We start from the raw sequence: 26,863 nt of genomic DNA on the forward strand, positions 1-26,863 counted from the left end.
ACCTTTTTATCCCCACTTTAGATAAATATTATAATGACGATATCTTTCAAATTCAGAAATACCGCGAATAATAGGGAATACAGTTGTGTTATCGTACACGGATCGCCTATAGCTCTAGTTAGGACACCTAGTTCGCCCGTGAGGATAACCCACGAGGCGGACGAAAACGTGTTATCCCCCGTAAGAACTTCAACCGCTACAATCGAAGTTTTTACCCCTAACAATAAGCTGTTTTTTTTCGAGATGAACGCTATCGAGCCTTTGGATTTCCCCGTTATAATCAAAGAGCACCCCGTAGGGGGCGAGGCGGTGCGCTCTGTACTTTGGTATGGCTTTCTTACTCCTAATCGATTCGATAATGATTATACAAGTGCAAAGGACGTCGTAACGTTCGAATGTCGTTGCGGGCTTTCTGTCTTATCCGATTTACCCTATATCTCAGAGGAAAAGAAAAGCCTTTTAATGTCTCAAGTCTTATTAAAAGTATTTCGTAGATTGGCATCATACGGAGGAGGTTATAAAACCCTTTACGTACAAAAGACCTTCGACATAAAAAACTCGTCTAAGACTCAAGATTTTACAACTTTGAGAATCTCCGAAAAGAATTTCTTTGATAAAAAAGAATACGACGAACAACCCGACAACGAGGTTGCGTGGACGTGTAGAGAGGTTCTCGAGGAGATTTGCAAGTGGCTCAATCTTTCGGCAGTAGCCCGAGGCAGGGATGTATATTTATTCGATTGCAATGCGGTTAATAGTGGTTTAGGTGAGTTTTTCGTATACTCATTATACCAAACCCCAGAGAGAGAACCCGTCTACACATTAAAAACTTTAGATATAAGAGAAAACGTCGAAATACGCAAAGAGTTATTTGGAGGGTCAGACAATTCTATAAGCCTTGACCCTGTGGCAAACTCTGTTAAAACAAAGGATAATTTTTATAAAGTAACTGCACTTTTTGAGGACGCATTCGACGAGGGCAAACTTCGAGACGTAACCGCACCAATGGGCAAATTTTATCCATTGTATCATCAAGGAGGGCGCAACTATGAAACCCCAAACGGTAGTATTATAAATTTTGCGCTTTATGGTCTTTATTGGAATTACCCAGACGAAAGGACGGGACACGCCACGACTGGATATTACGGAACACTACACGATGCCCGCATACTAGGCAGTAAGTTTAGGGCAGGCATACGAATAAAAAAAGCAACGTGGTTTAAGTTTTTCGACACCACAGGCGCAAGCCTATACAGGTACGACCTTGTGGGCTCCGTTGATGGAGTAGTAGAATACGACAAAAGCGCAACACCAGGGGACGCCCTACCTCAAACGTCCTTATCTGTGTTTACGTTTCCCTTCAGAAAATCGGAAGTCTTCGACTATTACCCTGGCATAAAACAGCCCGCACCCGACGCACGAGCGATTGAGCAAATAGGCGCATGTATTGTGAGAGAGTACTCTAAAAAATTAGATACCGACCTCGACGAATATATAAAAAAGGCGAACCCTAATTATAACAGCTTTTCGGGTTATTATGAACGTTATCAACCTAAAGCAGATATATACGCGAATAGTTTCAATAACTTAACGCCTTTCCTAGATTTCGATGAAAAAATACTTTTAGTAGTTGGGTATCTTTCCCAAGCATTAAAAAGCCACGAGGATTATAGGCGTTTCCCTGGTTTGTCTATTAAGCGCAATATTCCCGAGGAGTTATTTATACAAAACCCCTATAGATATTTTCGTATTTCTGGAGAGTTTGCGATGAATAACAAGCCCTATGATATCACCTTTAACGATAAAGGGAGCGACCAAAGCAAAAACGAGGAAGACAAAAAGGATATAGGAGTAGAAAAAATCGAAAGGGAAGACCTTTTTATTCGTGCACGTCTAGAGGTCGGGGGCTTGTATTGGAACGGCGTTTATTGGGATCACCAAGAAAGTGATTTTAAAATATATTACGGAAAGCAAGAGGGCACAAAGTGCGAAGATATCCCCTACACTTGGCACGCTCTAAGCGGTTCGGGTAGAGTTTGGGGGCAAGGCTTGAAAGAAGAAGGGTATTATATTCCAATGCCCCCCGAACCTCAAGGGGATAAATGCGAGTTTATTATTTACCTACCCGACGGAAAATTCCGAGAAGGTTATAAATATAAAGTAAGTCCCGAGAAGCAAGGAGAGCTAGGGGAAGAAATAGAGCTTACTCTAGCAAAAGCAATAGGCGGTTCGCCATGGTGCTATTGGCTTAAGAATCTAAAGTTTGAGCTAGTGGACGCAAACCCTAACTATTTAGATGATACTAAGAGCGACACGGAATACGCTTATAACGCAAGTTCTTCAAGCACCTTAAAGGGTGAATCTAGAGAGTTTAAGATTTGTACGGATGATGGTTCAGTACCTAACTACTCAAGTGTGACGTACCTAGGGGAGAACAGAGCCGAAGCGGTCGACAAAGTCCACGACTTAGTGACTAAAACGGAGATAAGGCAAGAAGAGCTATATATTCATAAATATCTACAGCAGTATAGAACCCCGAGCATAAGGCTGAAATTAGAGCTTAGACTTAACTCTATAAACCCTTTTGCCGTGTTTTCTAGTGTTTTGCACCCTGGCGCATCTTTTATGCCTATGGGGGGCGAGATCGACTTAGAGCGGAGCACTGCAAGAATAGAGCTAAGAGACATAAAAGGCTTTAGCGAACTCTTATACAACGGAAACCGCTACAGAGTCGAAAAGACGGACAAGGCACGAACCGAGACAGCACCCACGACAAGAACCAAAGCGTTAGCCGAAAAAGGAATATTGAAATTAAAAACTTAAATATATGAACGAAAACGAAATTTTAGACCGCAACGATTTGCGCACCATCATAAGAGAAGAGCTAACAGCGCAGGCGCAAAACATTGATGCACTTCCAGAGGTGGAAACCCTGGAGGGCTTAAAAGCCTTACCAGCTTTTAAAGGCACTGATATAGTCTTAACTCCTTTGGCTCTTTTAAGAGGCGAAAGGGGCGAACAAGGCGAGAAAGGGGAAAAGGGCGAACCTGGAGAGAAAGGAGAAAGGGGCGAACCAGGGGACAGCCACTTTACCGAGGAGCTAAACGAAGCGAAGAAAAGCTTAGAGACTCTTATAACCTCGAAGAATGACGACACAAAAAGACTTGTAACAGCTTTACAGGAACGTATAAATACACTTGTAGGCTCAAACGCAAGCGAGGCAATAGATAGCTTTAACGAGGTTATAAAGTTCTTAGGAGGCGTTAAAGATAACGACACCTTAAACGCTTTATTAGCGAAGATAAACGAGCGTTTGAACACATTAGAAACAACAAAGGTTACAACATTAGAAAATAGTGTTAGTTCTTTGCAAGAAAAGTTAACGGAGGAAACAAGCACAAGGGAAACGGCAGTAACCACGATTAACGAGACAATAACAGAGCTTAAAAATAAAAAGATAGTAGCCGAAGAGGTAACGACAACAGAGAACGGAGGCACAAGAGAACTTACTCTACAAGCAGGTAAAGTGTACGCTCTATTTGAAAACGTGGATAAATTACGAATTAAAGCAATAGCACCGCCCGAGAATACAAAAGAAGTGGCAGAAGTGATGCTTTATTTTCACACGGGGCAAAACAGCGGTAGCGGTGTTGTGACTCGTAGTGGTGACGCTCCTACGATTAGCTTTGAGGGTGTTATCCTACCTAAAGATGTAGCGGTAGAAAATAACATGTTTTATGAGGTTAGTTTTAAGTACAACCCGATAGCACGTAAATATACGGCTTTGGTTGTAAGTTGGGCTATAGCTTAACAAAGGAGGAACGAGTATGAGCAGAAGACGTTACATGGGTGGGGTTTTAGATGACCATACCATTGTAGAGAATTACACAAAGGTAATAAGCGGTTGGGGTGCGGTGCCTGAGAAAAGACATGTTAATTTTGACGAGGACACGGAAATATACGGGCATCTCGAAGGCAGTAACCGAAAAATCACGCTAGGGTCTAAAACGTCCGAGTTTGGATTTGCGACGAATACGGAGGTTGTAATAATGGGGCAATGGGGTTTTCAAGGTCGAAACCATTATTTCTTTCGCACATTGTGGAGTAAAAGAATAACTTTTAATTGGGCGGAGCCTATGATTTTCGATTTCACCATAAGCGTAAAAAATGGTCTCCATGTGTGGAATGAAGATAAAACTATTGATTGCACACTAAACGATGAAGAGAGTAAAAAACTAATTCGTTCCTTTGTCGGAAATGCGGTGCTACAATTAGCAGGGCGTGGCAAAATCGACTATATCAAAACAAGAAAATTAAAAGAGAATTAAAATATATGTGGTACAAAGAAGTCGAAGGCGTAAAGATTTACGCAACAAATAGAGTGATGATAGGTGATGCGGTCGTATTCAACCCTACCGATGAGCAGTTAGCAGAAGCAGGCTATATTAAAGAAGTGCCAAAGGAGAAAACCAAAGAGGAATTACTCACAGAAGCAAAGGCGTTGAAGCTTGCAGAGATAGAAGCATACGACCAAAGCGAGGCGGTAAATTCTTTTTATCTAAATGATACCCCCTTTTGGCTTGACAGAGAAACACGTGTCGGATTGATGCACTCAACCTCACGTCTTAAGTATTTAGGTAGAACCGATACAACGTTGTGGATTAACGGGCTTAAAATAACGCTTAATTGTGATGTTGTTATTGGTATGCTTTCACAACTTGAAGAATACGCCTTAAGATGTTTCGATACAACCGAAGAACATAAAGCAAATATAAAAAACCTTACAAGCGTAGAAGAAATTAACGCTTATGAGTATAGAGCAAATTATCCAGAAAAATTAAAATTCAAAACCTCTTAAGATATGCAAACACTTGTATTAATTAGTTTAATAACCATCGTTGTATGGTTGCTATATTCTGCCTTACGTTATGGTACTGGCGAATATGTTTCAGATAATTATTATATCACAAAGGAAAAGTGGCTTTTTTCTGTAGTGATGGTTTTAACTGCGGGGCTTTTATTTTTGCCAATGCTTTCAAAGTCGGAGGAGTACGGCTGTTTTGCTTTCCTTTCTTGTATGGGTTTAATTCTTGTAGGAACAGAACCGCACTACAAAACTTATGGGAAACTCGCCCACAACGTCGGGGCTTGTACCGCTTGCGCAAGTTCTCTTATATGGTCGGCTTTGTTTCATCCCTACATAACGGCTTGCGTGTTCTTTGCTTATTTGGCGTACTACATTGCAGTAGGTAAAAAAGTTATGTATGTAGGAGAGATCAGCGTTTTTGCTTTAGTGTATTTTAATCTTTTATATTAGTGTAAAGATATGAATGATGTAAAAACTTTTATAATAGCGATTGTTAGCGGGGTGCTTGCCCTACTTTCACCGATAAAAGACTTTATGCACGCAATGATTTGCCTATTCCTTGTAAATTTCCTTTTCGGAGTTGTTGCGGACTATTGCAACGGTGGCAAGTGGTCTATGAAGAAAGCTATGGTATTTTTTTATCACGTTTTAGTTTTCTTTTTAATTGCGTCTTGTGTCTTTTTCATAGGGCATTTCTTGCATAACGAAAACGAGGCTCTTTATAGTGTTAAAACTCTTTGCCTCGTGGCTCTATGGTTCTATACAATTAACATTCTTAAAAACTTGCGTTTAATTCTTGTACCACATACCCCGATGCACGCCCTCGTTAATTTCTTGTACTATGTGGTGAGTTTGAAGCTGGTACACAAAATACCCTACTTAAGTGATTATATAACAGAAACTAAAAACGAAGATAATGGAAATAAGAATTAACAGAATAGCAAGAAAAGAACGATATACAATTGGAAATATGTACGTTGATGATACGTATTTCTGTGATACTCTAGAAGACGCAGACAGGGGGCTTGTCGACACTATGGAGATTGACGAAATACTGGAAAACAAGCTCAAAGGAATAACAGCTATACCAACGGGAAAGTATGATGTAATTTTAACCTTTTCGCCACGCTTTAAGCGTGTATTGCCTTTGCTTTTGAATGTGAAAGGCTTTGAGGGCATAAGAATTCACGCAGGCAATACAGCGGAAGATACAGAGGGCTGTTTGCTCGTTGGAGAGAACAAAGAGAAAGGCAAAGTTATTAACAGCCGTGTAACGTTTGAAAAACTGATGTCCGTTCTTTTAAGGTGCGAGAAGAAGAAAGAAAAAGTAACTATAACAATTGAATAAATATGCCTAAAATAAAACACATGAAAGCCCCACTACCTTTCGTGGGTCAAAAAAGAAACTTTATAAAAGCCCTAACCCCTATTATAGAAAGACAACCCGACAATACTATTTTTGTAGACCTATTCGGAGGTAGTGGTTTGCTCTCTAATTTAGTAAAAGAACTAAAGCCCAACGCTAGAGTAATATATAACGATTTCGATAATTATTCAGAGCGGTTAGCCCACATAAAAGAAACCGAGGAACTCCGCCATATGATAGGGGAAAAGTTAAAGGACGTGCCTAAGTGTTCGAAAGTCAGCGAAGAGTTAAAAGCGGAGATTTGCGACCTAATAGAAGACTTTAAGGCAAAGAAAGGCTTTGTCGATATTGTTACGGTTGCCTCGTGGCTTTTATTCTCGAATAGGACCGCGGGGGATATAGACGATATCAGAGCGAAACGGAATACCTTTTATAATAGTGTGATAAAAGCACCACTTAAAGCCGATGGATATCTTGAGGGGGCGGAACGAGTTTGTAAAGACTTCCAAAAGTTGATAGACGAGTTTAAGAATGTCCCTAATGTTTTGTTTATTTGCGATCCGCCCTATATGCTCACAGAAAAAGCGCACTATAAAAAGACTTACTGGGGGCTTGGTAAGTACTTGAATCTCCTAAAAGATATGACGGGCTTAAACTCTATCTACTTCACTAGCTCAAAGAGTGGACTGCTTGACTTCTACCACTGGTGGGAGAAGAATATGCCCCAAGCAATAAAGAAGCCATATAAAATAATTTCTAATAACGTGGGTTATTTCCACGAATCTAGAGAGTACGAAGACATAATGATGTATAACGTTTAATATATAACGCAACGAAATGGATAGATATATAAAATACTTTACGGCTTTCGTTTTTTCTCTGCTTGTCGGTTTTTTTATTTCAACTATAAAGTTAAAACCAAAAACCGATGAAACGTTAAAAACTATGGTAAGGGTAAAAGTGCGCACCGATACCATAAGGATAAAAGACACTATAAGAATTAGCAAGCCTATACTTGTGAAGTCTATAGCCTTAAGAAAAGATACTATCTATCTATCTAAAGATGTATATATAGACAGCTCTAAAGTTGTTATTCCAATAGAGCAAAAGATATATAACGATAGCAGTTATACAGCGTTTGTCAGTGGCTACAACGCCCAATTAGATAGCATTCACATTCGCTCACCAACTACAATTATAAACCGAGAAATCGAAAGGACGATAACACAAACACGATTAAAACGATTTAATATGGGGTTTGTCGGTGGTGTGGGGTATGGCTTTATGTCGAAAAGTGTAGAACCATTCGTCGGGGTAGGTATTATCTATACCTTAAAATAGTTGCGGTATTTTATTTACTGCGTCCTGTTTCTTCTTATCAATGATTTTTGCGTATATTTGCGTGGTCTTTATATCCTTATGCCCTAATAGCTTTGAAACGGTATACAAATCAACATCGAGCGTTAAGAGCATAGTGGCGAAGGTGTGGCGAGCGGTGTGGAATGATATTTTTTTATTTATTCCAGCCCTCACACGCCAACTATTTAACAACTTGCCAGCGTTCCCTGATTCCCTCGGAAGGTCATAAAATACCAATCCCCCGTTGTTTTTGCGCTCTTTTAGTATCTTTGTAGCCCCTTCGGATAGGTCGAGATACTCAAGCCCCGAGGTTTTTTTTTGCACAAATGTGATGCGCTTAAAGTCTTCAGAAACTTCTGCCCATCGAAGCTTTGAAACGTCGCTAAATCGTAACCCCGTAAGACAACTAAAAAGGAAAGCTTTTGTCACACGTTCGCCCCTTTCGTAGGGAGTTGAGGCAAGCCGTTTTAATTCTTCTTGTGTTAGGTACGTCCTTTGTGATTCTTGGGCTTTTATTGCTCTTACCTTTTGGCAAGGGTTGTCCTTTATGATATCCATCTTCACCGCCTCAGCTAGTGCCCCCGATAGTCTATTCCCTAAAAGTCTTGCGGAGCTTGCCTTTAAGGGTGTCTTTTTTATAAAAGATTTGAATTCATGCTCTAAGAAATCAAAGAACCGCTCTACCCATTTAGGCGTTATTTTGGAAAGCTCTATGTCTTTATCTTTTAGGTAAACGCGCAAAATTTTACTTAGATATTTATCTATTACCGAATCTTTCCTTGCGAGTCTCGATTCGATTAAGGACATTAACGTTACCTTATTATTTTTTAGGGCTCTAAATTCTCCCGTTTGAATCTCGACTATTCGTTTTGCTTTAATTGCGTCCGCTAGTAAAAGCGTTTGCTTGTTTTTTTCTTTTGCTATTTTACTTGTTTCAGGCTGTAAATAAAGTTTTAGAAACTCATAGCTCCTCGTACCATTTACATAAATGTCGAGATATAGGCTCTTTTGCCCGTCTTTTAAGGGCTTTTCTCTAAGTCTTACTATTTCTTTTATTTTCATATTTTTGTTACTCGTGTGTTACTTTGTATTTTTGTTGTTTCTTCTGAAGTCCTGTTAAATAAAGGCTTTAAGGGGATTTGACTTATATGTTTTACAAAGGTAAAGCTTTTAGGAAGTAAAAACTTATGTTTTACACATCAATCTCTAAGCTTCTTTCGCTTTATAACGAGTATGAATGCTCATCTTTTAATGTTTTAGAAATGTCGTTTGTTTTTTGTATTCTTGTTTTTAGGTAATTTGAATACGCATAAAACTGAATTAGATATAAAATACAAATCAATATTAAAAAAAAAAGTGTAAGTCCATATTTCCTTTTATTTTGTATAACGTTAGAAAATAAATAGGAGAAATGGAACTTACACATTCACAGATTTTGAAAATTACTTCAAATCATATACACCATAATGATGAGGTGTTATTTGTGGGTTAAATGATGATTTCTTTGTAATTCTCGTTATTTTATACCTCTTTTATTAAGTGCATTGGTATATTTTGCAGCATTTTGAAGATGCTCTTCATATGTTTCTGCAAAGTTATGGGTACCACTAAAGTCTTCTTTAGCGCACATATAAATAAAGTTATGATGCACAAGATTAAGTACAGCGTCGATACCTTCAATTGAAGGTATGCGTATTGGACCTGGCGGAAGTCCTGTATTTTTATAGGTATTATAAGAACTATTGATGGTTAGAAGATTGTTATAAATTCGTTTTAGATCGAATTTTTTCCATGCAAACTTAATGGTTGGATCGGCTTGTAGGGGCATTCCGTTAGGGTATTGAGCAGTACGCATAGTTAAACGCTTATAGTACATACCTGCAACCATAGGCTTTTCTTTTGTGTTTGCGGTTTCTTCTTCAACAATACTTGCAAGAATTATCACTTCATTAGGCGTAAGGTTTAGTTTCTTAGCCTTCTGTTTTCTGCTTTCATTCCAGAAAGTTTTACTTTCAGAGTCCATTCTTTCTAAGAACTTTTCAGCCGAAATATTCCAGTAAACATCGTATGTATTAGGGATAAAAATACAAGCGATGGTTGTTGTGTCGTATCCAAATTTGCGGCATAATGATTCATTCTTTAGTGCATTGAGAATCTCTGTACTATCTAGCATTAAATGTTTAGAGAGTTCAGCAGAAAGCTTTTCTACTGTTCTAACAGATGGAATAACTAGAGAAATAGGTGTTTGTTGACCATTTTTGATGTCTCTAAAGACCTTAAAAATCATGCCACTGGGTTTGATTTGGTAGCGTCCTGTTCGAATATTCTTATCGTACGATGAGTGTCTGATAAGGGTTTTAAGACCAGCCATACCATGTTCTGTAGCTATTGGCTTAAGCTTTTGATAAACAGAGTCAATATTATCATCTTTGTCAATATACACATATTCTACTTCATCTTTTGCACTAAAAGCAGAGAAAAAGTAATAATATGTAAGTCCAATAAGAACTAATGCGCATACAATAGCAGCCCATCTAAATTTTTTACTCTTTTTGTTTTCCATTTTTTGTGTGAAATAAATTGCGGCAAAGATAACAAAAAGATTAGAAATAAAGGTTTGATTTTATGTTTTTTACTACCTTTGCATTGTTTTCAGAAGAATACAATTTAATAATGAATATATGAAATACAATACTTATATTTTTGATCTTGATGGCACACTTTTAAGTACATTAGAGGATTTAAAGAATAGTTGTAACTTTGCTTTGGTATCGTTTGGACTTCCTGAAAGAACACTAGAAGAAGTGCGACAATTCGTTGGAAATGGTATTGAATTGTTGATGAAACGTGCAGTTCCTAATAATACTGATAATGAATTGTTTACAAAGGTGTTTGAAACTTTTAAGGAACACTATCTTATTCACAATTTAGATACGACAAGACCTTATGATGGTGTACTTGAAATGCTTGATGAATTAAATCGTGCAGGCAAGAATATTGCGGTGGTAAGTAATAAATTTTACGAAGCAACAGTTGAGCTTTGTCGTCATTTCTTTGGTGCTAGAGTGAGGGTTGCAATAGGTGAACGTGCCGATATAAGAAAGAAACCTGCTCCTGATACAGTTGATGAAGCATTTAAGTTGCTTGGTGTTTCACGAGAGAATGCAGTGTATATAGGTGATAGCGATGTAGATTTAGAAACAGCAAGAAATTCTAATTTACCATGTATTTCGGTTCTATGGGGATTTAGAGATAAAGATTTCTTGATTGAACATGGGGGAGATACATTCGTAACAGAACCATCTCAAATTCTTGCTATTTGATAAATTGTCAATGATATGAATTATTTAGACATTACATTTAAGTTGGTTTTAGGCTTACTTGCGCTAATAACAGTTATCAACTTAACAGGAAAAGGTAATCTAGCTCCAACCACAGCGATGGAACAAATACAGAATTATGTACTAGGTGGAATTATCGGTGGTGTCATATATAGTAAGGATTTGCATGTTTATCAGTTTGGAATTGTATTAACAATATGGTTCTTATTGGTGTTTGGATTAAAGCGTTTAAAATCGAAAAACCATTTTCTACAACGCATATTAGATGGAACTCCACGAGTATTAATTGTGAATGGAAATGTGGATGTTGCTGCATGTAATGCCGCAAAGATAACTGCTCAAGAGCTAACTTTTAAGTTAAGAATGCAGAATGTTTTTAATATTACACATGTAAAGCGAGCCGTTTTAGAGCAAAATGGTCAGTTGTTAGTGGTGCTCTCAGGTGAAGAGAATCCACGATTTCCACTGATTACCGATGGAACTATTCAGAAAAATATTCTCGCAGCGATTGATAAAGATGAAGAATGGTTAATAGAAAGAATGGCAGAGCAAGGTTATTCAAGTTCTTCGGAGATATTTCTCGCAGATTACTTAAGTGGAAATGTCGTGATAACTCCTTATCGTTCAGTAGAGAAAGGATAAGCTTCTTTGATAAATCGTGATAGCAAACATTGTCTTGTAGATAAAGGGAATAGAGTGGTTTAAATAAAAAACCATTCTATTTTTTGTTTTATCTCAACTAAAATGTAATATTATATATAATGAGTTTGTTATTTGTTCGATATAGTAAAAGGTTTTTATTATCTTTGCATATCTCGTAGAATCTTTTAAAAGAAGTTGCAAATACGCAAGAGAAATGCTAGTAATGACTTATTATAGAAGTCTAGAAAAAGAATAAAAGAAATAGAATATCTCAAAAATTAAACGCTATTAAAATAAAATATGCTTATAAATTATAAAGGAATAAATATATATCAAGACGACAAATTGGTTCTTGGTAATGTCGATTTTCATATTGATCAAAGCGAATTTGTGTATTTAGTGGGTAAGGTAGGCTCTGGAAAAAGCTCATTATTAAAAACGATTTATTGTGAGCTAGATCTTGATTCTGATAACGAAGATGGAGTTGCTGATGTTTTAGGACGTGACTTAAAGAAGATAAAAAGAAAAGAAATAGCAGGTTTAAGAAGAGATTTTGGTATTATTTTTCAAGACTTTCAATTGCTACACGACTTGACAGTTTATCGTAATTTGCACTTTGTCCTAAAAGCAACGGGCTGGAAAGATAATAAAGAAATAGACGAACGTATTGATGAAGTGTTGACTGATGTGGGATTGTTGGATAAGAAAAACAAGATGCCTCATGAACTTTCTGGAGGTGAACAGCAGCGTATTGCAATAGCTAGAGCATTGCTTAATAAACCCAAAGTGATTATTGCAGATGAGCCAACAGGTAATCTTGACACAGAAACAGCTTTGGATATTGTTGCTCTTTTGAAAGAGATTACTAAGAAAGGAACTGCAGTTATCATGTCAACACATAATATGTTGATTCTTCAAAAATATCCAGGAATAGTGTATAAATGCGAAGACGGACTACTAGCAGATGTGACTTCAGAATACACAAAAGAAGGAACTAAGGAAGAAAAATTCGATTTATAGGTAGATATTAAAACGTATTTAGAATGAAGGTAATGAAGTTTGGTGGTACCTCTGTTGGTTCGCCAGAACGTATAAAAGAAGTTTGTGGTATAATAACAGCAAGTGGCGAGCCCACATTTGTTGTGCTTTCTGCAATGTCGGGCACAACTAATTCGTTGGTTGAGATTGCCGATTATCTTTATAAAAAGAACCCAGAAGGGGCAAATGAGGTGATTAATCATCTTGAAAAAAAATATGATAAGGTTGTAGATGAATTATACTCTACGGATAAAACCAAGAAAGATATAAAAGAATTCTTAAGTAAAGAGTTTGTTTTTTTGCGTTCTTTTACGAAAGAATTATTTACAAGTTTTGAAGAAAAGACCATTGTTGCGCAAGGAGAAATTATGAGTACAACAATGGTTGAAGCCTATTTGCAAGAGCAAGGCATTAAGTCTGTATTGTTATCTGCTTTGGACTTTATGAGAACTGATAAAAACTCAGAACCTAATCTGCATGATATTACCCTTTTATTGTCTAATATTACGAAAGAAAAAACAGGTTATCAAATATACCTAACGCAAGGATTCATTTGTAGAAATGCTTATGGAGAGATTGATAATCTTCAGCGTGGAGGCTCTGATTATACTGCATCTTTAATTGGAGCGGCTATAAATTCTGAGGAAGTACAAATATGGACGGATATTGATGGCTTGCATAATAATGATCCAAGAGTGGTTGAAAAGACCGAAGCTGTTCGTCAGTTACATTTTGAAGAAGCTGCAGAATTAGCTTACTTTGGTGCGAAAATATTGCATCCAACATGCATTCAGCCTGCTAAATATGCCAATATTCCAGTTCGTTTGAAATATACCATGGACCCAGATGCAGAAGGAACAATTATCAACGGCATAAAGACGCAGGGTAAAATAAAGGCAATTGCAGCCAAAGATAACATTACAGCAATTAAGATTAAGTCGAGTAGAATGCTTTTTGCAGCAGGCTTTTTGCGTAAAGTATTTGAGATATTTGAAAGCTATCACACTCCAGTTGACATGATTGCAACAAGCGAAGTGAGCGTATCTATGAGCATCGAAGATAAATCTCATTTAGCAGATATATTATCAGAGCTAAAGAAATATGGTACAGTTACTACCGAAAGCGAGATGAGTATTGTTTGTGTTGTTGGCGACTTAGATTGGAATAACACAGGATTTGTTGCAAAGGTGACTGAAGCTTTGAAAGATATTCCTGTGAGAATGATATCTTATGGAGGTTCAAACTATAACGTTTCGTTCCTCATTAAGCAAAGTGATAAGAAAGAAGCATTGCAAAGTTTGAGTACAGCTCTATTTTATTCATAATATAAAAATGTATAATTAGTTTCGTCTTCTCTTTATTGATATTAGATGATGGATGTAACACAGTTAGTAGATATCGATATTTTTACACTCATTTTGTGTGGCGTTGTTTTAGTAATAACGTTGATGTCGATTTTTCTTAATCCTCTATTTAGGTTTAGAACAAAAGCTTTCTCCTCTGAAGAAACACAAGAATCAGAGAGTGAAGAGATAGACAATCCTATTTCTATTGTATTGCCTATTAATGAGAATAATGAAGAGTTGAGAGTTCTAATTCCTGTAATACTATCGCAAGAATATACTTCAGAATTTCAATTGATTATCGTAATTAATAAAGGTGATCATGAAACAAAGGATATTCTTGAACAATATGAAAAAGATAAGCGTCTTTATGTCACTTTTGTTCCTACAACATCACGTTATATGAGTAGACAAAAGATGTCTATAACGCTTGGGGTTAAGGCTGCAAAATATCAGCACATTTTGCTTATTGGTGCCAATACTATAATCGAAAAGAATAGTTGGCTTCAAGCAATAGGACATAGTTTTAAGAAAGAAAGCAATCTTTTTGTAGTACCAGGAACCTACGAAGACTCTACAAAATCATTCTATCAATTTACCCATCTTCATACTCTTACTTATCTGTTGAATGGTTATTTAAAGGGGCGTTTCGATAGAATCAATAGCAATATTGTTGGATTTAAGAAAGATGAGTTTATCGAACAAGATGGTTTTAGAGGAGGATTGGAGCATGCAAGAGGTGAATATGAGTTTATAGTGAATAAGTATAGCCAGCAAGGCAATTGTATTTTTCAGCTTAATTGCAATGAGTGGACTTGTGAGAAAGCACCTTCTGAGGCTGAATGGAAGGATAAAGAGCTGACTTATATGCATACAAAAAGGTACTTAAAGCAATCTCGTAAGTATAAATTTATTTACTTCTTAGACACCTTCTTTTACCATCTAAACTATGTTCTTCAGCTTTTGTTAGGTGTTTGGAGTATTTATACTCAAGATTGGTTCTTACTCATTTGCGTTGCATTCTGTTATTTTTTGACCTTTATCGTGAGAGGAATTATTGCAAAGCGAGCAATGAATTTCTTTAGAGTGGATATTCCTTTTATGCTGTTAAGTTGGTTAGAATTGCGCAATCAATATCACAAATTGTGGTATACAATCAAGTATAAACGTTCAGATAAGACCGAATTTACGAGTCATAAGATATGAGAATTCATCTTTATACATCTGCACTTTTAGAGAAAGATGATTATAAAAGTAAACTTATAAAGATTCTTCAGCACTATCTTTCTTTATCTCCTGATGTTGTTTTAACAGCAGAGAATCCTGATATTGTACATTTTTTTGATGCTAAAGATAAGCATAATATAGCTTATGCCACTAAGCTTTATAATATGGAAATACCCATATTAGTGTCTCCCTTAAATTCTTTTTTTTCATGGAATAGCCATCATCAAAGAGCAAAGGAAGAGACATTGAAGCCTAAAAAGTATCCTATTGTAAACTTTGTTACTGCTTTTCATGCCTCAGGACAATTAGAATACAATCAATTAAAAACTCTTAAAACTAACAAGAATATTCGATTGATTGAAAATTCTGTTATTACAAATAGTATCACAGATGAGCTTATGGCTCATCAATTTGTAGACTATTATAAAGAGATATTACTTCTTCACGACAAAATTGTAAAAGAAAAAATCAACCAAAAGGTAAGTAAATTTATAGCATCTGATGTAGATGTAAATGGAAATATGAAGAACTTATGTTCTATGTTTTTGTATATAGAATATCTTTATCACCGACACAATATTCCTTTTAATATCCTTCAAGAACTTTCTACTGCAATGTTTGAGGCTGAATATAATGAAGATAAGTTTGCCGAATATTTAGAAACTCTAAAAATAACGAACTTTGTTGAAGCGTTAGAGTCTGTTCTTTTTTCACGTTCTTTATTGACCGAAGGTTTTATGCCCATAGCTTTTAAGGAAGGAAAGTTAGCAGATAAAATAGAAAATTTAATAACAAACTACAGTAAATAGAAATGTTATGAAATATAAGAATATAGTAAAGAACTTGAGATATTTAGAACTTTTATCTCATTCTTTCCCCACAATAGCCGAAGCAAGTACCGAGATCATTAATTTGCAAGCAATCTTAAACCTTCCCAAAGGTACAGAACACTTCCTTGCAGACATTCACGGAGAGCATGAAGCATTTCAACATATACTGAAGAATGCCTCTGGAAATATTAAAAGAAAGGTGAATGAGCTTTTTGGAAATACTCTTAGAGAAAGCGAAAAGAAAGATCTTTGTACGCTTATTTATTATCCTGGAGAGAAATTAGAGCTAGTAAAGCTTGAAGAAAAAGACCTTAAAGATTGGTATCATATCACTCTTCACCGTCTAGTTGCTGTGTGTAAAGAGGTTTCGAGCAAATATACACGTTCTAAAGTGCGCAAATCATTACCCAAAGACTTTAGTTATATTATTCAAGAATTATTGCATGAACGCACAGAAGATGCAGATAAAACTGCTTATATCAATGTAATTATTGATACAATTATTACAACTGGCAGAGCAGATGATTTCATTGTTGCTTTGGCTAATGTTATTCAGCGACTAATTATTGATCAATTACACTTGTTAGGCGATATTTATGATAGAGGACCTGGAGCGCATATCATCATGGACACCCTTGTAAATTATCATCGATGGGATATTCAATGGGGAAATCATGATATGTTATGGATGGGTGCTTGTGCAGGAAATAAAGCGTGTATCTGTAATGTTATTCGTTTATCGTTGCGCTATGCCAACTTAATTACTTTGGAAGAGGGATACGGAATCAATTTAGTTCCCCTAGCAACCTTTGCAATGGAAACTTATGGTGACGATCCTTGTCTTGAGTTTATTCCAAAATTATCAGGTGGAGCGAAAGATATTGATGAGAAAACTCATCGTTTAGCAGCAATGATGCACAAAGCAATTGCAATTATTCAGTTTAAAGAAGAGGCTTCTATCATAGAAAGACATCCAGAATGGAATATGAATGATAGGGCATTATTTAATAATATTGACTATAAGAAAGGTGAGATTACTATTGATGGAGTGGCTTATCCATTGAAGAGCAATATGTTTCCAACAATAGATACCAAGCATCCTAACAAGCTGACAGAGGAAGAAGAGCTATTAATGAGTAAGTTGGTGCACTCTTTTCTCATCAGTGAAAAACTACAAAAGCACATTCGTTTGTTGCTTCAACATGGTAGTATGTATGCCGTTTATAACAACAATTTATTGTTCCATGCATCACTCCCTTTGAATGATGATGGCTCTTTAAAAGAGGTTGAGGTGCTTCCTGGTCAATATTATAAAGGAAAAGAGCTGATGGAAACAATCGAAATGCTTGTTCGTACAGCTTTCCAAGCAGATGCAGATACAGAAGAAAAGACCAATGCAATAGATTATTTCTTATATTTATGGTGTGGACCTAATAGTCCTTTATTTGATAAATCTAAGATGGCAACATTCGAAAGATATTTTATTGAAGATAAAAAAACGCATAAAGAAGAGAAAGGAAACTATTTCAAGTTGCGTGAATCGGAAGAGATTATCGACCAAATATTGAGAGAGTTTGACGTAGAAGGAGAGAACGCTCACATCATAAATGGTCATGTTCCTGTTCATGTTGCCAATGGAGAGAACCCTATTAAGGCAAATGGTAAGTTGATGGTGATAGATGGAGGCTTCTCACAAGCATATCATAAAGAAACAGGTATCGCTGGTTATACCTTGGTTTATCATAGTAGAAGCTTTGCTCTTGTTCAACACGAGCCATTCTCTAGTGCGCAAGATGCGATTGAAAGAGGATTAGATATTAAGAGTACTACACAGATTGTAGAAACTATTTCGAATCGAATATTAGTGGCAGACACAGATAAAGGTAAAGAGTTGAATAAGCAAATTGCTGACTTAAAAGAACTTCTCTATGCATATAGCCATGGATTATTGAAAGAGAAAGACAGCAATAAGATATAAGTAAAGTTCCATTTATTTGTAAATGCTATGAGTAATAAAAAGAAAGTTTTATCTTTATTCTCATGTGGAGGTGGGATGGATATTGGTTTTGAAGGAGGATTTACTATACCGAAGTGTTGTCTTAATACCGATATTCATCCTGATTGGATTTCAAAAGAAGATGAAAAATATTATTATTTAAAGGAAACTGATTTTGAAACGATATTCGCTAATGATATAAACCCATATGCCAAAAGAACTTGGGTAGATTATTTTAATAGAAAACGAAAGCAAGATATTTCTGAGATTTATATCTTAGATAGTATTGTTGATATTGTGAAGAAATATAGAAACGGAGAAATTTCTATATTACCTATTAATGTGGATATTGTTACAGGTGGTTTTCCTTGTCAAGATTTTAGTGTTGCAGGAAAGCGAAAGGGATTCATGTCTTCTGTTTCACATAATGGAGAGAAAGTTGATGATAATATTCCAACAGATGAAAATCGAGGAAAACTTTACATTTGGATGAAAGAAATAATTGAAATCACTCAGCCAAAAGTATTTATTGCTGAAAATGTAAAAGGGCTTTCAAATTTAGGAGAAGTAAAAGATATAATACAAAAAGATTTCTCTGGTTCTTCAAAAAAGGAATATATTGTATTAACACCACAAATCTTGCACGCTGGTAGGTATGGAGTTCCACAGAATAGAGAAAGAATTATTTTTATAGGTTTTAGAAAAGATGCGCTTACTGAAGAGGCTTTAGAAATGTTAAAGGAAAGTGTGCCTTTTGATGAGGTTTCTCCTTATCCAGCTCCCACTCATTATATTGAGAGTGATATAGTTGATCTTTATTACGAGACTTCTTCTTTATTGAAGCCTTATGTTCCGTGTGGTAAAGTTCTTTGTGATTTAGTAGAACCAGATAATTCTACAGATTTATCTCAAATGAGTTTCTCTAAGGCTAAATATCTAGAAAAGTTACAGGGAAATACAGAAGTTAAGTTGCATAGATTGGCACCAACTATTAGATCTGAACATCATGGTAATATTGAATTTAGGAGGTTATCAAAAGACCATGGTTCTACTAATAATGAATTTATGCTTCCAGAAAGAAGATTAACTTTAAGAGAATGTGCAAGAATACAAACTTTTCCAGATGATTATAGTTTTGTTTTAAAAGAAAATAATAAATTAAAAGTTAGTCCGTCTGCGGGATATAAGATTGTAGGGAATGCTGTTCCTCCCTTACTAGCTTATCATATAGCTAGTAAGATTAGAAAGAATTGGAGTTTTTATTTTGGAGAAGATTAATCAATAATGTTCTTTCTTAATATTGAAATATAATCTTTTATAGATTCTGGGCTAGTCTCTATTTTCTCTAAAAGTAAAAGAGAATATTTCCTGATCACATTATTAAACCATTTCTCTTTGGTTTTCTTTTCTCTAGAGATGATATCAAACCATTCTTCACATAATGTGTGTTGCCAATCTAATAATATTTTATCTTTCCGAAGATTTTCCTCTGTATCAATTTTATATTGCAACATTCCTCTATTCACTTTTCGGTGTAATACATTCCACTTTTTCATTGTATTAAAACCAACTTGAGGTCTCGGGCTTCTATCGGGAAAAGGGAGTTTATCAGTGATACAATTTCTATAGAGACTACAAGCAACATCAATTTGAGAAGAATTATGTTTAATGAAAATGGTCCATTCATCACTAACAACCTGTTGAACACTTGAGCCAGGTATCGTATCTTGTTTTGTTGATTTTATCTCAATTGAGTGGAATCTATCTTCTTTTGATCCTGATATTTTTATATATAGATCTGGATTAACATACATTCTTTTTTAATATTCGAAATATTCCTTTTTTGTTCCTCAGAAAGTTCGTTAGGTAAAAGGACTTCTGAGATATATAGGTGCTTAAAGTCTTCTATATTATATAGATGACTCTTTCCATCTATAGATAAATCTAAGGTATCTATAGATTTTTGAGTCGGAAGATGATTATTTTTAGTAATTATTTTTTTTAAGAAAATCTTTATTTCCTCATCTATATTTGCTTCTTCTGATTGAAACTTTATATATTGTAAATCTTGAGATTCTTTTAAAAGTAATTCTAAGTGATAAAAGTAGAAGTATAAAAAATAGTAGTTGGCTCTATATGTATTAGTTTATGTTTTCAACAAAGGTAATTAATATTTGTTTAACTATAAAATTTATGATTATTATATATAGTTCATGGAACTATATATAATAATCATAGTTTCTATATTTTTTTATTTGATCAAAAATACAATGTAGGAAGAATAAAAAAGAATTACATTGACTTTATATTATAATTGTATATGTTTTATCATGTAATAGTATTGATTTTGCGACTTAATTGTAGGTCTTCTAGCTAGGAGAAACAATGAACACTAGAGTATATCGAATATACTATTAAGATAAAAGAAGGAATAAATGTTGATAAAATAAAAAAATAGAGTTGATGTTATTGAATTTATATTGCAAATAAATAAGCAATAATATTATACATCTTTTGGCTTTATTTACTAAAGGAAAAAGAAAAGCCACACCATATATAAAAACAATGGTGTGGCTTAAATAAGGGTTTTATATTATAACTATATAAATATTACTATATAATTATTTTTTTACCAGACAGAGTCATCATTATTTTCAGCTGGGTCTTCAGTCTCATTTTTTAAGTCCTCAAACACTAAAGGGGCACTTAAACTTCCAAGCATTATCTTATCAAAAATCTGATAGGTACTCATGGTAGGTTTAATATATAATTTCTTTTTCATATATTTTCGTTCTATTATTTTGTTTGTGGTTTATTTGTAAATAGTCTCACAAATGCAGAATACTTCGTAACTATAGGGTATTCTGAATTGTGTGCATTTTGACCAAGCTTATAACGTGGAGATTCACATAAATCACCAAGGTTGTCAGTTCTACTATATTCATCTAAATTGAAGTAGAGTGGCAATCGTGTGTTTGTACTTTTTGCAGGTAATTTGTTCTCTGTATTTGCTTCTGTGTTGCTCCAATAAATAGCTCCATATCCAAAGTTTTGCGCTGTTCCTTGACGATCATTCTCATTATAAGATGATTTAAGTGCAAAACCATACATAGGTAAAGAACGTTGGAACTCGTCTTCTAATGGCTTTAGGTCATCTCTTCCAGTTTCCATCCAATATCTATCATCTTGAATATCATAAGGAGTTAAGATAAAGTTAGGACCTAAATAACGTTGTGTTAATTGCATATGAGCATCTGTATCTGGTGTTCCATCCATACTAACATAATCTATACGGATAACACTTTTATGGTCGTCATTTGTTATTTGAGGATAGTCTGCAGGATTAAAAGAAGAACCATAAGCTTTATCCGTGTAATTTTGTCCGTAAGTAGCCCCATCTTTATACCAACAATAACCCATTCTTGGTTCTGCACGGAAACGATTTAACCATGCATCGTCTCTGAGTTCTCCCATCAATTTAGGATATTTTGCCATTGTAACAATATGTTGATAGAATTTACTTAAAAGGTTTGAAGAACTAACTCTATTACTTCCATATTGTGCAAAACGCATTGTTTTACCATTAAAGTCTCCAGGAGTTATAGCTGTCCATCTCTCTAAATAACCCGTACCAGCAAAACGTGCAAAGATTGTTTGCCATTCCATACGTGTAGGAATGTGATAACCTTCAGGAACTTCTAATGTTCCCATATCTTTTGGAGAGAATTGTTTTGCTTCTTCTAAGTCATTACTAAATCCACCTGTTGCAGTACAGTTTGCTGGTGCAACAAAGTTAAGAGGTCCCCAATTATAGAGCGCTTTTCCTTTTGCAGGATAAGTATGACCATTAACGTAATTTGCTTTAGAACCATAAACAGGAAGCATTGCCATTTGAGGAGCATTCTCTTCATCTGTCTTAGAGTGTAATAAGAATTGTGCTTTCTGTATTTCTAAGTTAGGATAGTCTTGTTTTAGTTTATTACCCTTTAAAGCTTCTTTAGGTATAAACCAAACCCAATAAGTGCTAGGGTCTGCTTGGTTATTTGCTAAATGCACATCCTCGTTATTCTCAAATTTATATTTAGTATAATTCAATTCAACGTTCGCTGTTCTATCTTCTTTATCTACCCACATAGCTTTTACTAACTCTTTGTAGGCTTTATCATATTCTTTCTCACCAGCTTTTGCCTCTTCAACTGTAGCTGGAGCTTGATATTTAAGATCGAAATAACGCGCAAGGTCAAGAACAAAAGAGCCACTTGTACTACCTGAAGTAATGAAAGTGAAACCATTATACTTTAATTTATAATTTGTGGCATTGGTGATATTAAGGCGGATAATACTTCCCATTGGCTTAAGTACAGCAGGTTTCTCAGCTGTAAATACGTAATTTCCATCAGCATTTTTATCTGCTCTTAATTTTCTCCACAAGAAAGCATAAGGAATATCTAGCTCTACTTTTTCAGATTGTCCAGCAGTTACTTTTGCAAAAGGTTTGTCTATTTGCACAGCATAACCTTCGTCGTTAAGCCTAAAATCTTTATAATGTCCTTGATCTCTATATTTAGAATTTGGAGTAGCATTGTCAGCTATAATTCCCATCATGTACCATTCTTCATTTGCAACTGCAGGAAGTTGTGCTGCATACTTTGGATAATTTAGTCTTATATCCTTCTTTAAAGTAAGATTAAATTTTTGTCCTTGAGCAATAACAAGGCTTTTTCCGTCTACAACTCTAAAACTTAAAGGTGCAGAAGAGAATGTTCTTTCTTTTGTATTATAAAAAACACAATGAACAGTAACACGTTCTTTTCCTTCAAGATTTAATTTAGGTGCTGCAGATTCTGTTACATCAAAGCTTAAAGAACGTGTATTTGCTTTTGTTGTTTCATCCTGAATTACAGAAAAGTTTAATTCTGCAGAAATCGTTTGTGGTTTTTCATTTTCCACAAGCGCATTTGTTACCAGCTTTTCGTCGGCACTACAAGCCACCAAAAGCACTGAAGTGAACATAAAAATTAGTCGTTTTACAATCTTCATAATTATTTTTTTTATGATTTAATTATTTTTTATTATTCTAAATATGATATTTTCTTTACAATCAAGAGGCATTTTTTATAAAATGTCAATCCTTATTTTAGGCATACTCTCTTATGTCTAAACAAATAACATGTCTTCAGAAATTGCAACTAAAAAGGTATTTATAAAATATAATCTTTTGATTACAAAGATATAAATTATATTATATAAATAATAGATGTGGGAATATATTGTTATTTTTTTTAATTGTTTTTATGTATTATTATTTTGTTGCTTTCAAGAAAAAACAAAAATTAATATTTATTTTCTTATGAATGTGTAATGTTAAACATTGAAGGAATAAAAAGGAAAAGTTTTTTATATTTTTCGTACGGCCATTTATTTCACTCTCATTTTTTTCTTTGTCTATTAATATAATAATTGAATCTTTGAAGTTTTGACAGGAATTAAGACATAATAAAAATAGTCTCACAAAATAAAGGATAAGTTTTGTGAGACTATTTTTTTACTGATATAGGTATCTTTTACATTTATTTAGTAAGAGGAGAAGCCTCTGTATAAGTTCTAGAACCAAGTTCTTTGTCGATCATATACAAGCCATAGCCATTGTCATGAATCATCTTAATATTGTCGATAATGGTTTGAACATTTTCTTCTTCTTCTACTTGCTCATCTATAAACCATTGTAGCATACTTTGAGTTGCATAGTCATTTTCTTGTGTAGTAAGTGCAAATAACTTGTTAATCATTTCTGTTACTTTTTGTTCATGATGTAATGTGCTTTCGAAAATATTTAAGATAGAATTCCATTCTGTAGGCACAGAATCAATAGGCTTAAGGGATACTTTACCATTTCGTGAGATAACATAGTTGAAAAGAATCTTTGCGTGGTCTTGTTCTTCTTTGAATTGAACTTCAAACCATTTACCCATACCTGGTTGTCCAATTGTATGACAATGTGCTGCCATTGATAAATAAAGATAAGCCGACCACATTTCTGCATTGATCTGAGCATTTAATGCTTCTTCGATGTTCTTTTTTAGCATAATATTTCAGTGAATTAAAGTTGTTTAAAATGTTTATTATGTTTAATTATTCTATTGTTTTTTCGGTGTATTCTCGCTAGCTTCTGTAAGCTTATTGTGCCTATTTACTGGCTTGTGTGAACCTTTTGGTCTCTTGTTTTCGTTGCTCTTCTTTTTAGAATGATGAGTGTTTGTAGCATTCTTATCGTGCTGTTGATTTTTTGTTTCTTTGTAGTGTCTCTGTTTGAATGATGCTTTTCCTGACGAATTTCTGCTTTTTACACCCTTTTTTCTTGCAAATTTCTGAACCTTTTTATATTCTGGCCCTTCTCCAATATTATCTGGATTAGGCGTTTTGTCAATAGTCTTCTCTAAAAATTGTTCTATTTGTTGGAAATAGAACATATCTTCATCGCTTACAAGAGTAATGGCTTTACCATCTCTATCGGCTCTTGCAGTTCTGCCAATTCGGTGTATATAGTCTTCCACATCGTGTGGAACATCATAATTGATAACCATTCTAATATCATCAATATCAATTCCTCTTGATACGATGTCGGTTGCAACTAATACATCAATCTGACCTGCTTTAAACTTAAACATCACCTCATCTCGCTCTGCTTGCGATAGATCAGAGTGCATAGCACCGCTGTTTATTTTCTTCGAAAGCAATGCCTTATTGATATCTTTCACCTTATCTTTCTTTCCAGAAAAGATGATGACACGTTGCAAGTTATCAGCATTAAACAGACTAGTAACAATCTTTAGTTTTTGAGGCTCATAGCAAACATAAGCCGATTGCTTTATCTTTTCAGCAGGTTTACTAACTGCTAGTTTTATTGTTTCAGGATTCTTGAGTATTGTTCGTGCAAGAGTTTCAATTTTAGGAGGCATGGTTGCAGAGAACATTATGTTCTGACAATGGGGTGGAAGCTCCTTTGCTATGGTCATAATGTCGTCATAAAAGCCCATATCTAGCATTCTGTCGGCTTCGTCAAGAATAAAGAATGAAACTCCCGAGGTATCAATGTTGCCTAGAGATAAATGAGAAATGAAACGTCCTGGGGTAGCAATAATAACGTCTGCCCCGAGTTTTAATGACTTAATCTCTTGGTCGTAGCGATTTCCATCGTTACCTCCATACACTGCAACGCTACTCACTTCTTGTAGATAATAGCTGAATCCTTGCATCGCTTGGTCTATTTGTTGAGCCAATTCACGGGTTGGAGACATTATAATGCAGTTGATTTTATCTTTTGGATAGCCTCCATTGTCGAGTAAAGATAGTACGGGAAGCAAATAAGCTGCGGTCTTTCCTGTTCCCGTTTGAGCCACACCTAGGATGTCTTTTTTATTCAAAATAGCAGGAATACATGCCTCTTGAATAGGTGTACACTCATCAAAACGCATGTCATAGAGTGCGTCTAATATATTATCATTTAAATTTAATTCGTCGAAAAACATTCTTTTTTGTTTCTATTGTCTAAACCTTTATTATGAAATAGAATGAGGGTCTATATATAATAATAGGTGTCTTAATTTGTTATTGATTAGTTGGGAGCCTTTCTATAGCAGAAATATGCAACCAAACTAAATATAATGTTGGGAATCCATGCTGCAATTATAGGAGGAGTATTGGCGTTGATCGCAAATGTTGCAGATACGGTTTGAAGCATGATGTATCCAAAACTAAGGGCTAGTCCAATACCCATATAGAGTCCCATTCCCCCTTTTCGCTTTCTCGAAGATAGCGATAAACCAATGGTTGTGAGGATGAACGATGCAAAAGACGATGCGATTCGTTTGTGATATTCCACCTGATACTGCACAACATTACTGCTTCCACGGTCTATTTGCTTTGAAATATAGTCTTGAAGCTGTGCACTTGTAAAGGTTTCTTGTTGTCCTTTTGAGTAAACAAGATCGGTAGGCTCCATCATAATGATAGTATCTCGTTGAGCACCTGTTGTTATTTTCTCTTTTAATCCTTCAAGTTTACGAGTCTTCCAGTTAGATATTGTCCAGTGATATTTGGTATCTGATATGGTGTCATACTGTATTTCAGTAGCAGTTAGATGGCTAACGAGCTTTTTATTGTTGAACTTATCAAGAGAAAAACCATAGCCTCTTTTACTATTGTTATCGTAATGTTGAATATAAGCAATTACCCCTTTGTCCACTTGCAACAACACATTATCTGCCGAAGTGTTCTTTGTTTTATTTTTATATAATGCTTCAAAGTTCTGACGAATAACGGTTCCGTGTGGAATAACATTTGAACTTAGGTAATAAGAGAGCATTGATATCAATGCACACGATATCATATAAGGGCGCATAAGACGTTTAAATGAAACACCTGCTGCTAGTATTGAGATGATTTCTGAATTGCCTGCAAGCTTCGACGTGAAGAAAATGACGGCAATAAAGACAAACAAAGGACTAAAAAGGTTGGCGAAGTAGGGAACGAAGTTGGCGTAATAGTCAAACACAATAGCCTTTAATGGAGCATGATATTGTGCGAATCGTGCTAAATTTTCATTTACATCGAAAACAATAGCCACTGAAATAATAAGAAGAATAGAGAAAATATAAGTTCCAATAAACTTCTTAATGATGTACCAATCAAGTATCTTTATATATCTCTTGGGGCTGAAATAGGCTAAAAAAGCACCATACTTCTTCAGAAAATTCCAAAGAGGAAGAAGGAAAGAAAGCTTCTCTTTAATGGTTGATAATACCTTTTGATATCGTTCTTTTATGTTTGAAGTGATATTATTCATTTTGTATTA

Annotated in this window: 25 protein-coding genes; 17 read left to right on the forward strand and 8 right to left on the reverse strand. The window is 35.1% G+C overall.

Going from position 1 to position 26,863, the window contains the following annotated elements; genetic code table 11:
• The first annotated feature begins 243 nt into the window (after window positions 1-243).
• The 9 genes from HMPREF0669_RS04810 (at window position 244) to HMPREF0669_RS09970 (ending at window position 7,574) form a co-directional block, all read left to right on the forward strand.
• A complete protein-coding gene (locus tag HMPREF0669_RS04810; RefSeq protein ID WP_156860558.1) occupies window positions 244-2,823 on the forward strand; it encodes a hypothetical protein in 2,580 nt (859 codons plus the stop codon).
• 4 nt (window positions 2,824-2,827) lie between these two features.
• Window positions 2,828-3,811, forward strand: coding sequence for a collagen-like protein (locus HMPREF0669_RS04815; RefSeq protein WP_009227400.1), 984 nt, complete (start codon window positions 2,828-2,830; stop codon window positions 3,809-3,811).
• A 16-nt stretch (window positions 3,812-3,827) separates the two neighbouring features.
• On the forward strand, window positions 3,828-4,328 hold the full coding sequence (locus HMPREF0669_RS04820; RefSeq protein ID WP_009227401.1) for a hypothetical protein: 501 nt from the start codon (window positions 3,828-3,830) through the stop codon (window positions 4,326-4,328).
• A gap of 5 nt (window positions 4,329-4,333) precedes the next feature.
• On the forward strand, window positions 4,334-4,858 hold the full coding sequence (locus HMPREF0669_RS04825; protein ID WP_009227402.1) for a DUF4376 domain-containing protein: 525 nt from the start codon (window positions 4,334-4,336) through the stop codon (window positions 4,856-4,858).
• Between the two features lie 3 nt (window positions 4,859-4,861).
• On the forward strand, window positions 4,862-5,317 hold the full coding sequence (locus HMPREF0669_RS04830; RefSeq protein WP_009227403.1) for a hypothetical protein: 456 nt from the start codon (window positions 4,862-4,864) through the stop codon (window positions 5,315-5,317).
• Window positions 5,318-5,326: 9 nt separating this feature from the next.
• Window positions 5,327-5,800 carry a phage holin family protein gene (locus HMPREF0669_RS04835; RefSeq protein ID WP_020967186.1) on the forward strand — a complete coding sequence of 158 codons (474 nt, stop codon included), beginning with the start codon at window positions 5,327-5,329 and terminating at the stop codon, window positions 5,798-5,800.
• A complete protein-coding gene (locus HMPREF0669_RS04840; RefSeq protein ID WP_009227405.1) occupies window positions 5,784-6,215 on the forward strand; it encodes a DUF5675 family protein in 432 nt (143 codons plus the stop codon). The genes HMPREF0669_RS04835 and HMPREF0669_RS04840 overlap by 17 nt, the downstream gene beginning before the upstream one ends.
• 2 nt (window positions 6,216-6,217) lie before the next feature.
• Window positions 6,218-7,054 (forward strand): DNA adenine methylase, encoded by an 837-nt coding sequence (locus tag HMPREF0669_RS04845; RefSeq protein ID WP_009227406.1) that lies wholly within the window; start codon window positions 6,218-6,220, stop codon window positions 7,052-7,054.
• A gap of 124 nt (window positions 7,055-7,178) precedes the next feature.
• The gene (locus tag HMPREF0669_RS09970) at window positions 7,179-7,574 is read left to right on the forward strand and encodes a DUF6808 domain-containing protein (RefSeq protein ID WP_156860560.1); all 396 of its coding nucleotides are present in this window, start codon (window positions 7,179-7,181) and stop codon (window positions 7,572-7,574) included.
• Here the strand turns inward: HMPREF0669_RS09970 and HMPREF0669_RS04855 are convergent.
• Together HMPREF0669_RS04855 and mltG are read right to left on the reverse strand one after the other, a co-directional pair.
• Window positions 7,566-8,654, reverse strand: coding sequence for a site-specific integrase (locus HMPREF0669_RS04855; protein ID WP_009227408.1), 1,089 nt, complete (start codon window positions 8,652-8,654; stop codon window positions 7,566-7,568). The two genes, HMPREF0669_RS09970 and HMPREF0669_RS04855, sit on opposite strands and share 9 nt — an antisense overlap.
• Window positions 8,655-9,108: 454 nt before the next feature.
• A complete protein-coding gene (gene mltG, locus HMPREF0669_RS04860) occupies window positions 9,109-10,155 on the reverse strand; it encodes an endolytic transglycosylase MltG (protein ID WP_009227409.1) in 1,047 nt (348 codons plus the stop codon).
• Between the two features lie 118 nt (window positions 10,156-10,273).
• Between mltG and HMPREF0669_RS04865 the strand changes: the two genes are divergently transcribed.
• The 8 genes from HMPREF0669_RS04865 (at window position 10,274) to HMPREF0669_RS04900 (ending at window position 19,287) form a co-directional block, all read left to right on the forward strand.
• Window positions 10,274-10,915, forward strand: coding sequence for an HAD family hydrolase (locus tag HMPREF0669_RS04865; protein WP_009227410.1), 642 nt, complete (start codon window positions 10,274-10,276; stop codon window positions 10,913-10,915).
• Window positions 10,916-10,930: 15 nt separating this feature from the next.
• Entirely contained in the window at window positions 10,931-11,575 is a 645-nt protein-coding gene (locus HMPREF0669_RS04870) for a DUF421 domain-containing protein (protein ID WP_009227411.1), read from the forward strand.
• 300 nt (window positions 11,576-11,875) lie between these two features.
• Entirely contained in the window at window positions 11,876-12,595 is a 720-nt protein-coding gene (locus HMPREF0669_RS04875; protein ID WP_009227412.1) for a cell division ATP-binding protein FtsE, read from the forward strand.
• A 23-nt stretch (window positions 12,596-12,618) separates the two neighbouring features.
• Complete coding sequence (locus HMPREF0669_RS04880; protein ID WP_009227413.1) at window positions 12,619-13,938, forward strand: aspartate kinase; 1,320 nt, start codon at window positions 12,619-12,621, stop codon at window positions 13,936-13,938.
• A gap of 45 nt (window positions 13,939-13,983) precedes the next feature.
• Complete coding sequence (locus tag HMPREF0669_RS04885) at window positions 13,984-15,162, forward strand: glycosyltransferase (protein ID WP_009227414.1); 1,179 nt, start codon at window positions 13,984-13,986, stop codon at window positions 15,160-15,162.
• Entirely contained in the window at window positions 15,159-15,992 is an 834-nt protein-coding gene (locus tag HMPREF0669_RS04890; RefSeq protein ID WP_009227415.1) for a hypothetical protein, read from the forward strand. The genes HMPREF0669_RS04885 and HMPREF0669_RS04890 overlap by 4 nt, the downstream gene beginning before the upstream one ends.
• Window positions 15,993-15,999: 7 nt before the next feature.
• A complete protein-coding gene (locus tag HMPREF0669_RS04895) occupies window positions 16,000-17,991 on the forward strand; it encodes a fructose-bisphosphatase class III (protein WP_009227416.1) in 1,992 nt (663 codons plus the stop codon).
• Between the two features lie 27 nt (window positions 17,992-18,018).
• Window positions 18,019-19,287 carry a DNA cytosine methyltransferase gene (locus HMPREF0669_RS04900; RefSeq protein ID WP_020967187.1) on the forward strand — a complete coding sequence of 423 codons (1,269 nt, stop codon included), beginning with the start codon at window positions 18,019-18,021 and terminating at the stop codon, window positions 19,285-19,287.
• On the opposite strand, the gene HMPREF0669_RS04905 is transcribed toward HMPREF0669_RS04900, so the two are convergent.
• From HMPREF0669_RS04905 to HMPREF0669_RS04925, 6 genes are all read right to left on the reverse strand, one after another.
• Complete coding sequence (locus HMPREF0669_RS04905) at window positions 19,284-19,823, reverse strand: hypothetical protein (protein ID WP_009227418.1); 540 nt, start codon at window positions 19,821-19,823, stop codon at window positions 19,284-19,286. The genes HMPREF0669_RS04900 and HMPREF0669_RS04905 overlap by 4 nt on opposite strands.
• A gap of 815 nt (window positions 19,824-20,638) precedes the next feature.
• The gene (locus tag HMPREF0669_RS10250) at window positions 20,639-20,791 is read right to left on the reverse strand and encodes a hypothetical protein (RefSeq protein WP_009227419.1); all 153 of its coding nucleotides are present in this window, start codon (window positions 20,789-20,791) and stop codon (window positions 20,639-20,641) included.
• A 14-nt stretch (window positions 20,792-20,805) separates the two neighbouring features.
• Window positions 20,806-23,049: a hypothetical protein gene (locus HMPREF0669_RS04910; RefSeq protein WP_020967188.1), complete on the reverse strand. Its 2,244-nt coding sequence runs from the start codon at window positions 23,047-23,049 to the stop codon at window positions 20,806-20,808.
• Between the two features lie 530 nt (window positions 23,050-23,579).
• Complete coding sequence (locus tag HMPREF0669_RS04915) at window positions 23,580-24,095, reverse strand: ferritin (protein WP_009227421.1); 516 nt, start codon at window positions 24,093-24,095, stop codon at window positions 23,580-23,582.
• 51 nt (window positions 24,096-24,146) lie between these two features.
• Window positions 24,147-25,538 carry a DEAD/DEAH box helicase gene (locus HMPREF0669_RS04920; RefSeq protein WP_020967189.1) on the reverse strand — a complete coding sequence of 464 codons (1,392 nt, stop codon included), beginning with the start codon at window positions 25,536-25,538 and terminating at the stop codon, window positions 24,147-24,149.
• Window positions 25,539-25,624: 86 nt separating this feature from the next.
• Window positions 25,625-26,854: an LptF/LptG family permease gene (locus tag HMPREF0669_RS04925; RefSeq protein ID WP_020967190.1), complete on the reverse strand. Its 1,230-nt coding sequence runs from the start codon at window positions 26,852-26,854 to the stop codon at window positions 25,625-25,627.
• Between the last annotated feature and the right edge of the window lie 9 nt (window positions 26,855-26,863).

It is taken from the genome of Prevotella sp. oral taxon 299 str. F0039 (assembly GCF_000163055.2).
Classification (GTDB): Bacteria; Bacteroidota; Bacteroidia; order Bacteroidales; family Bacteroidaceae; genus Prevotella.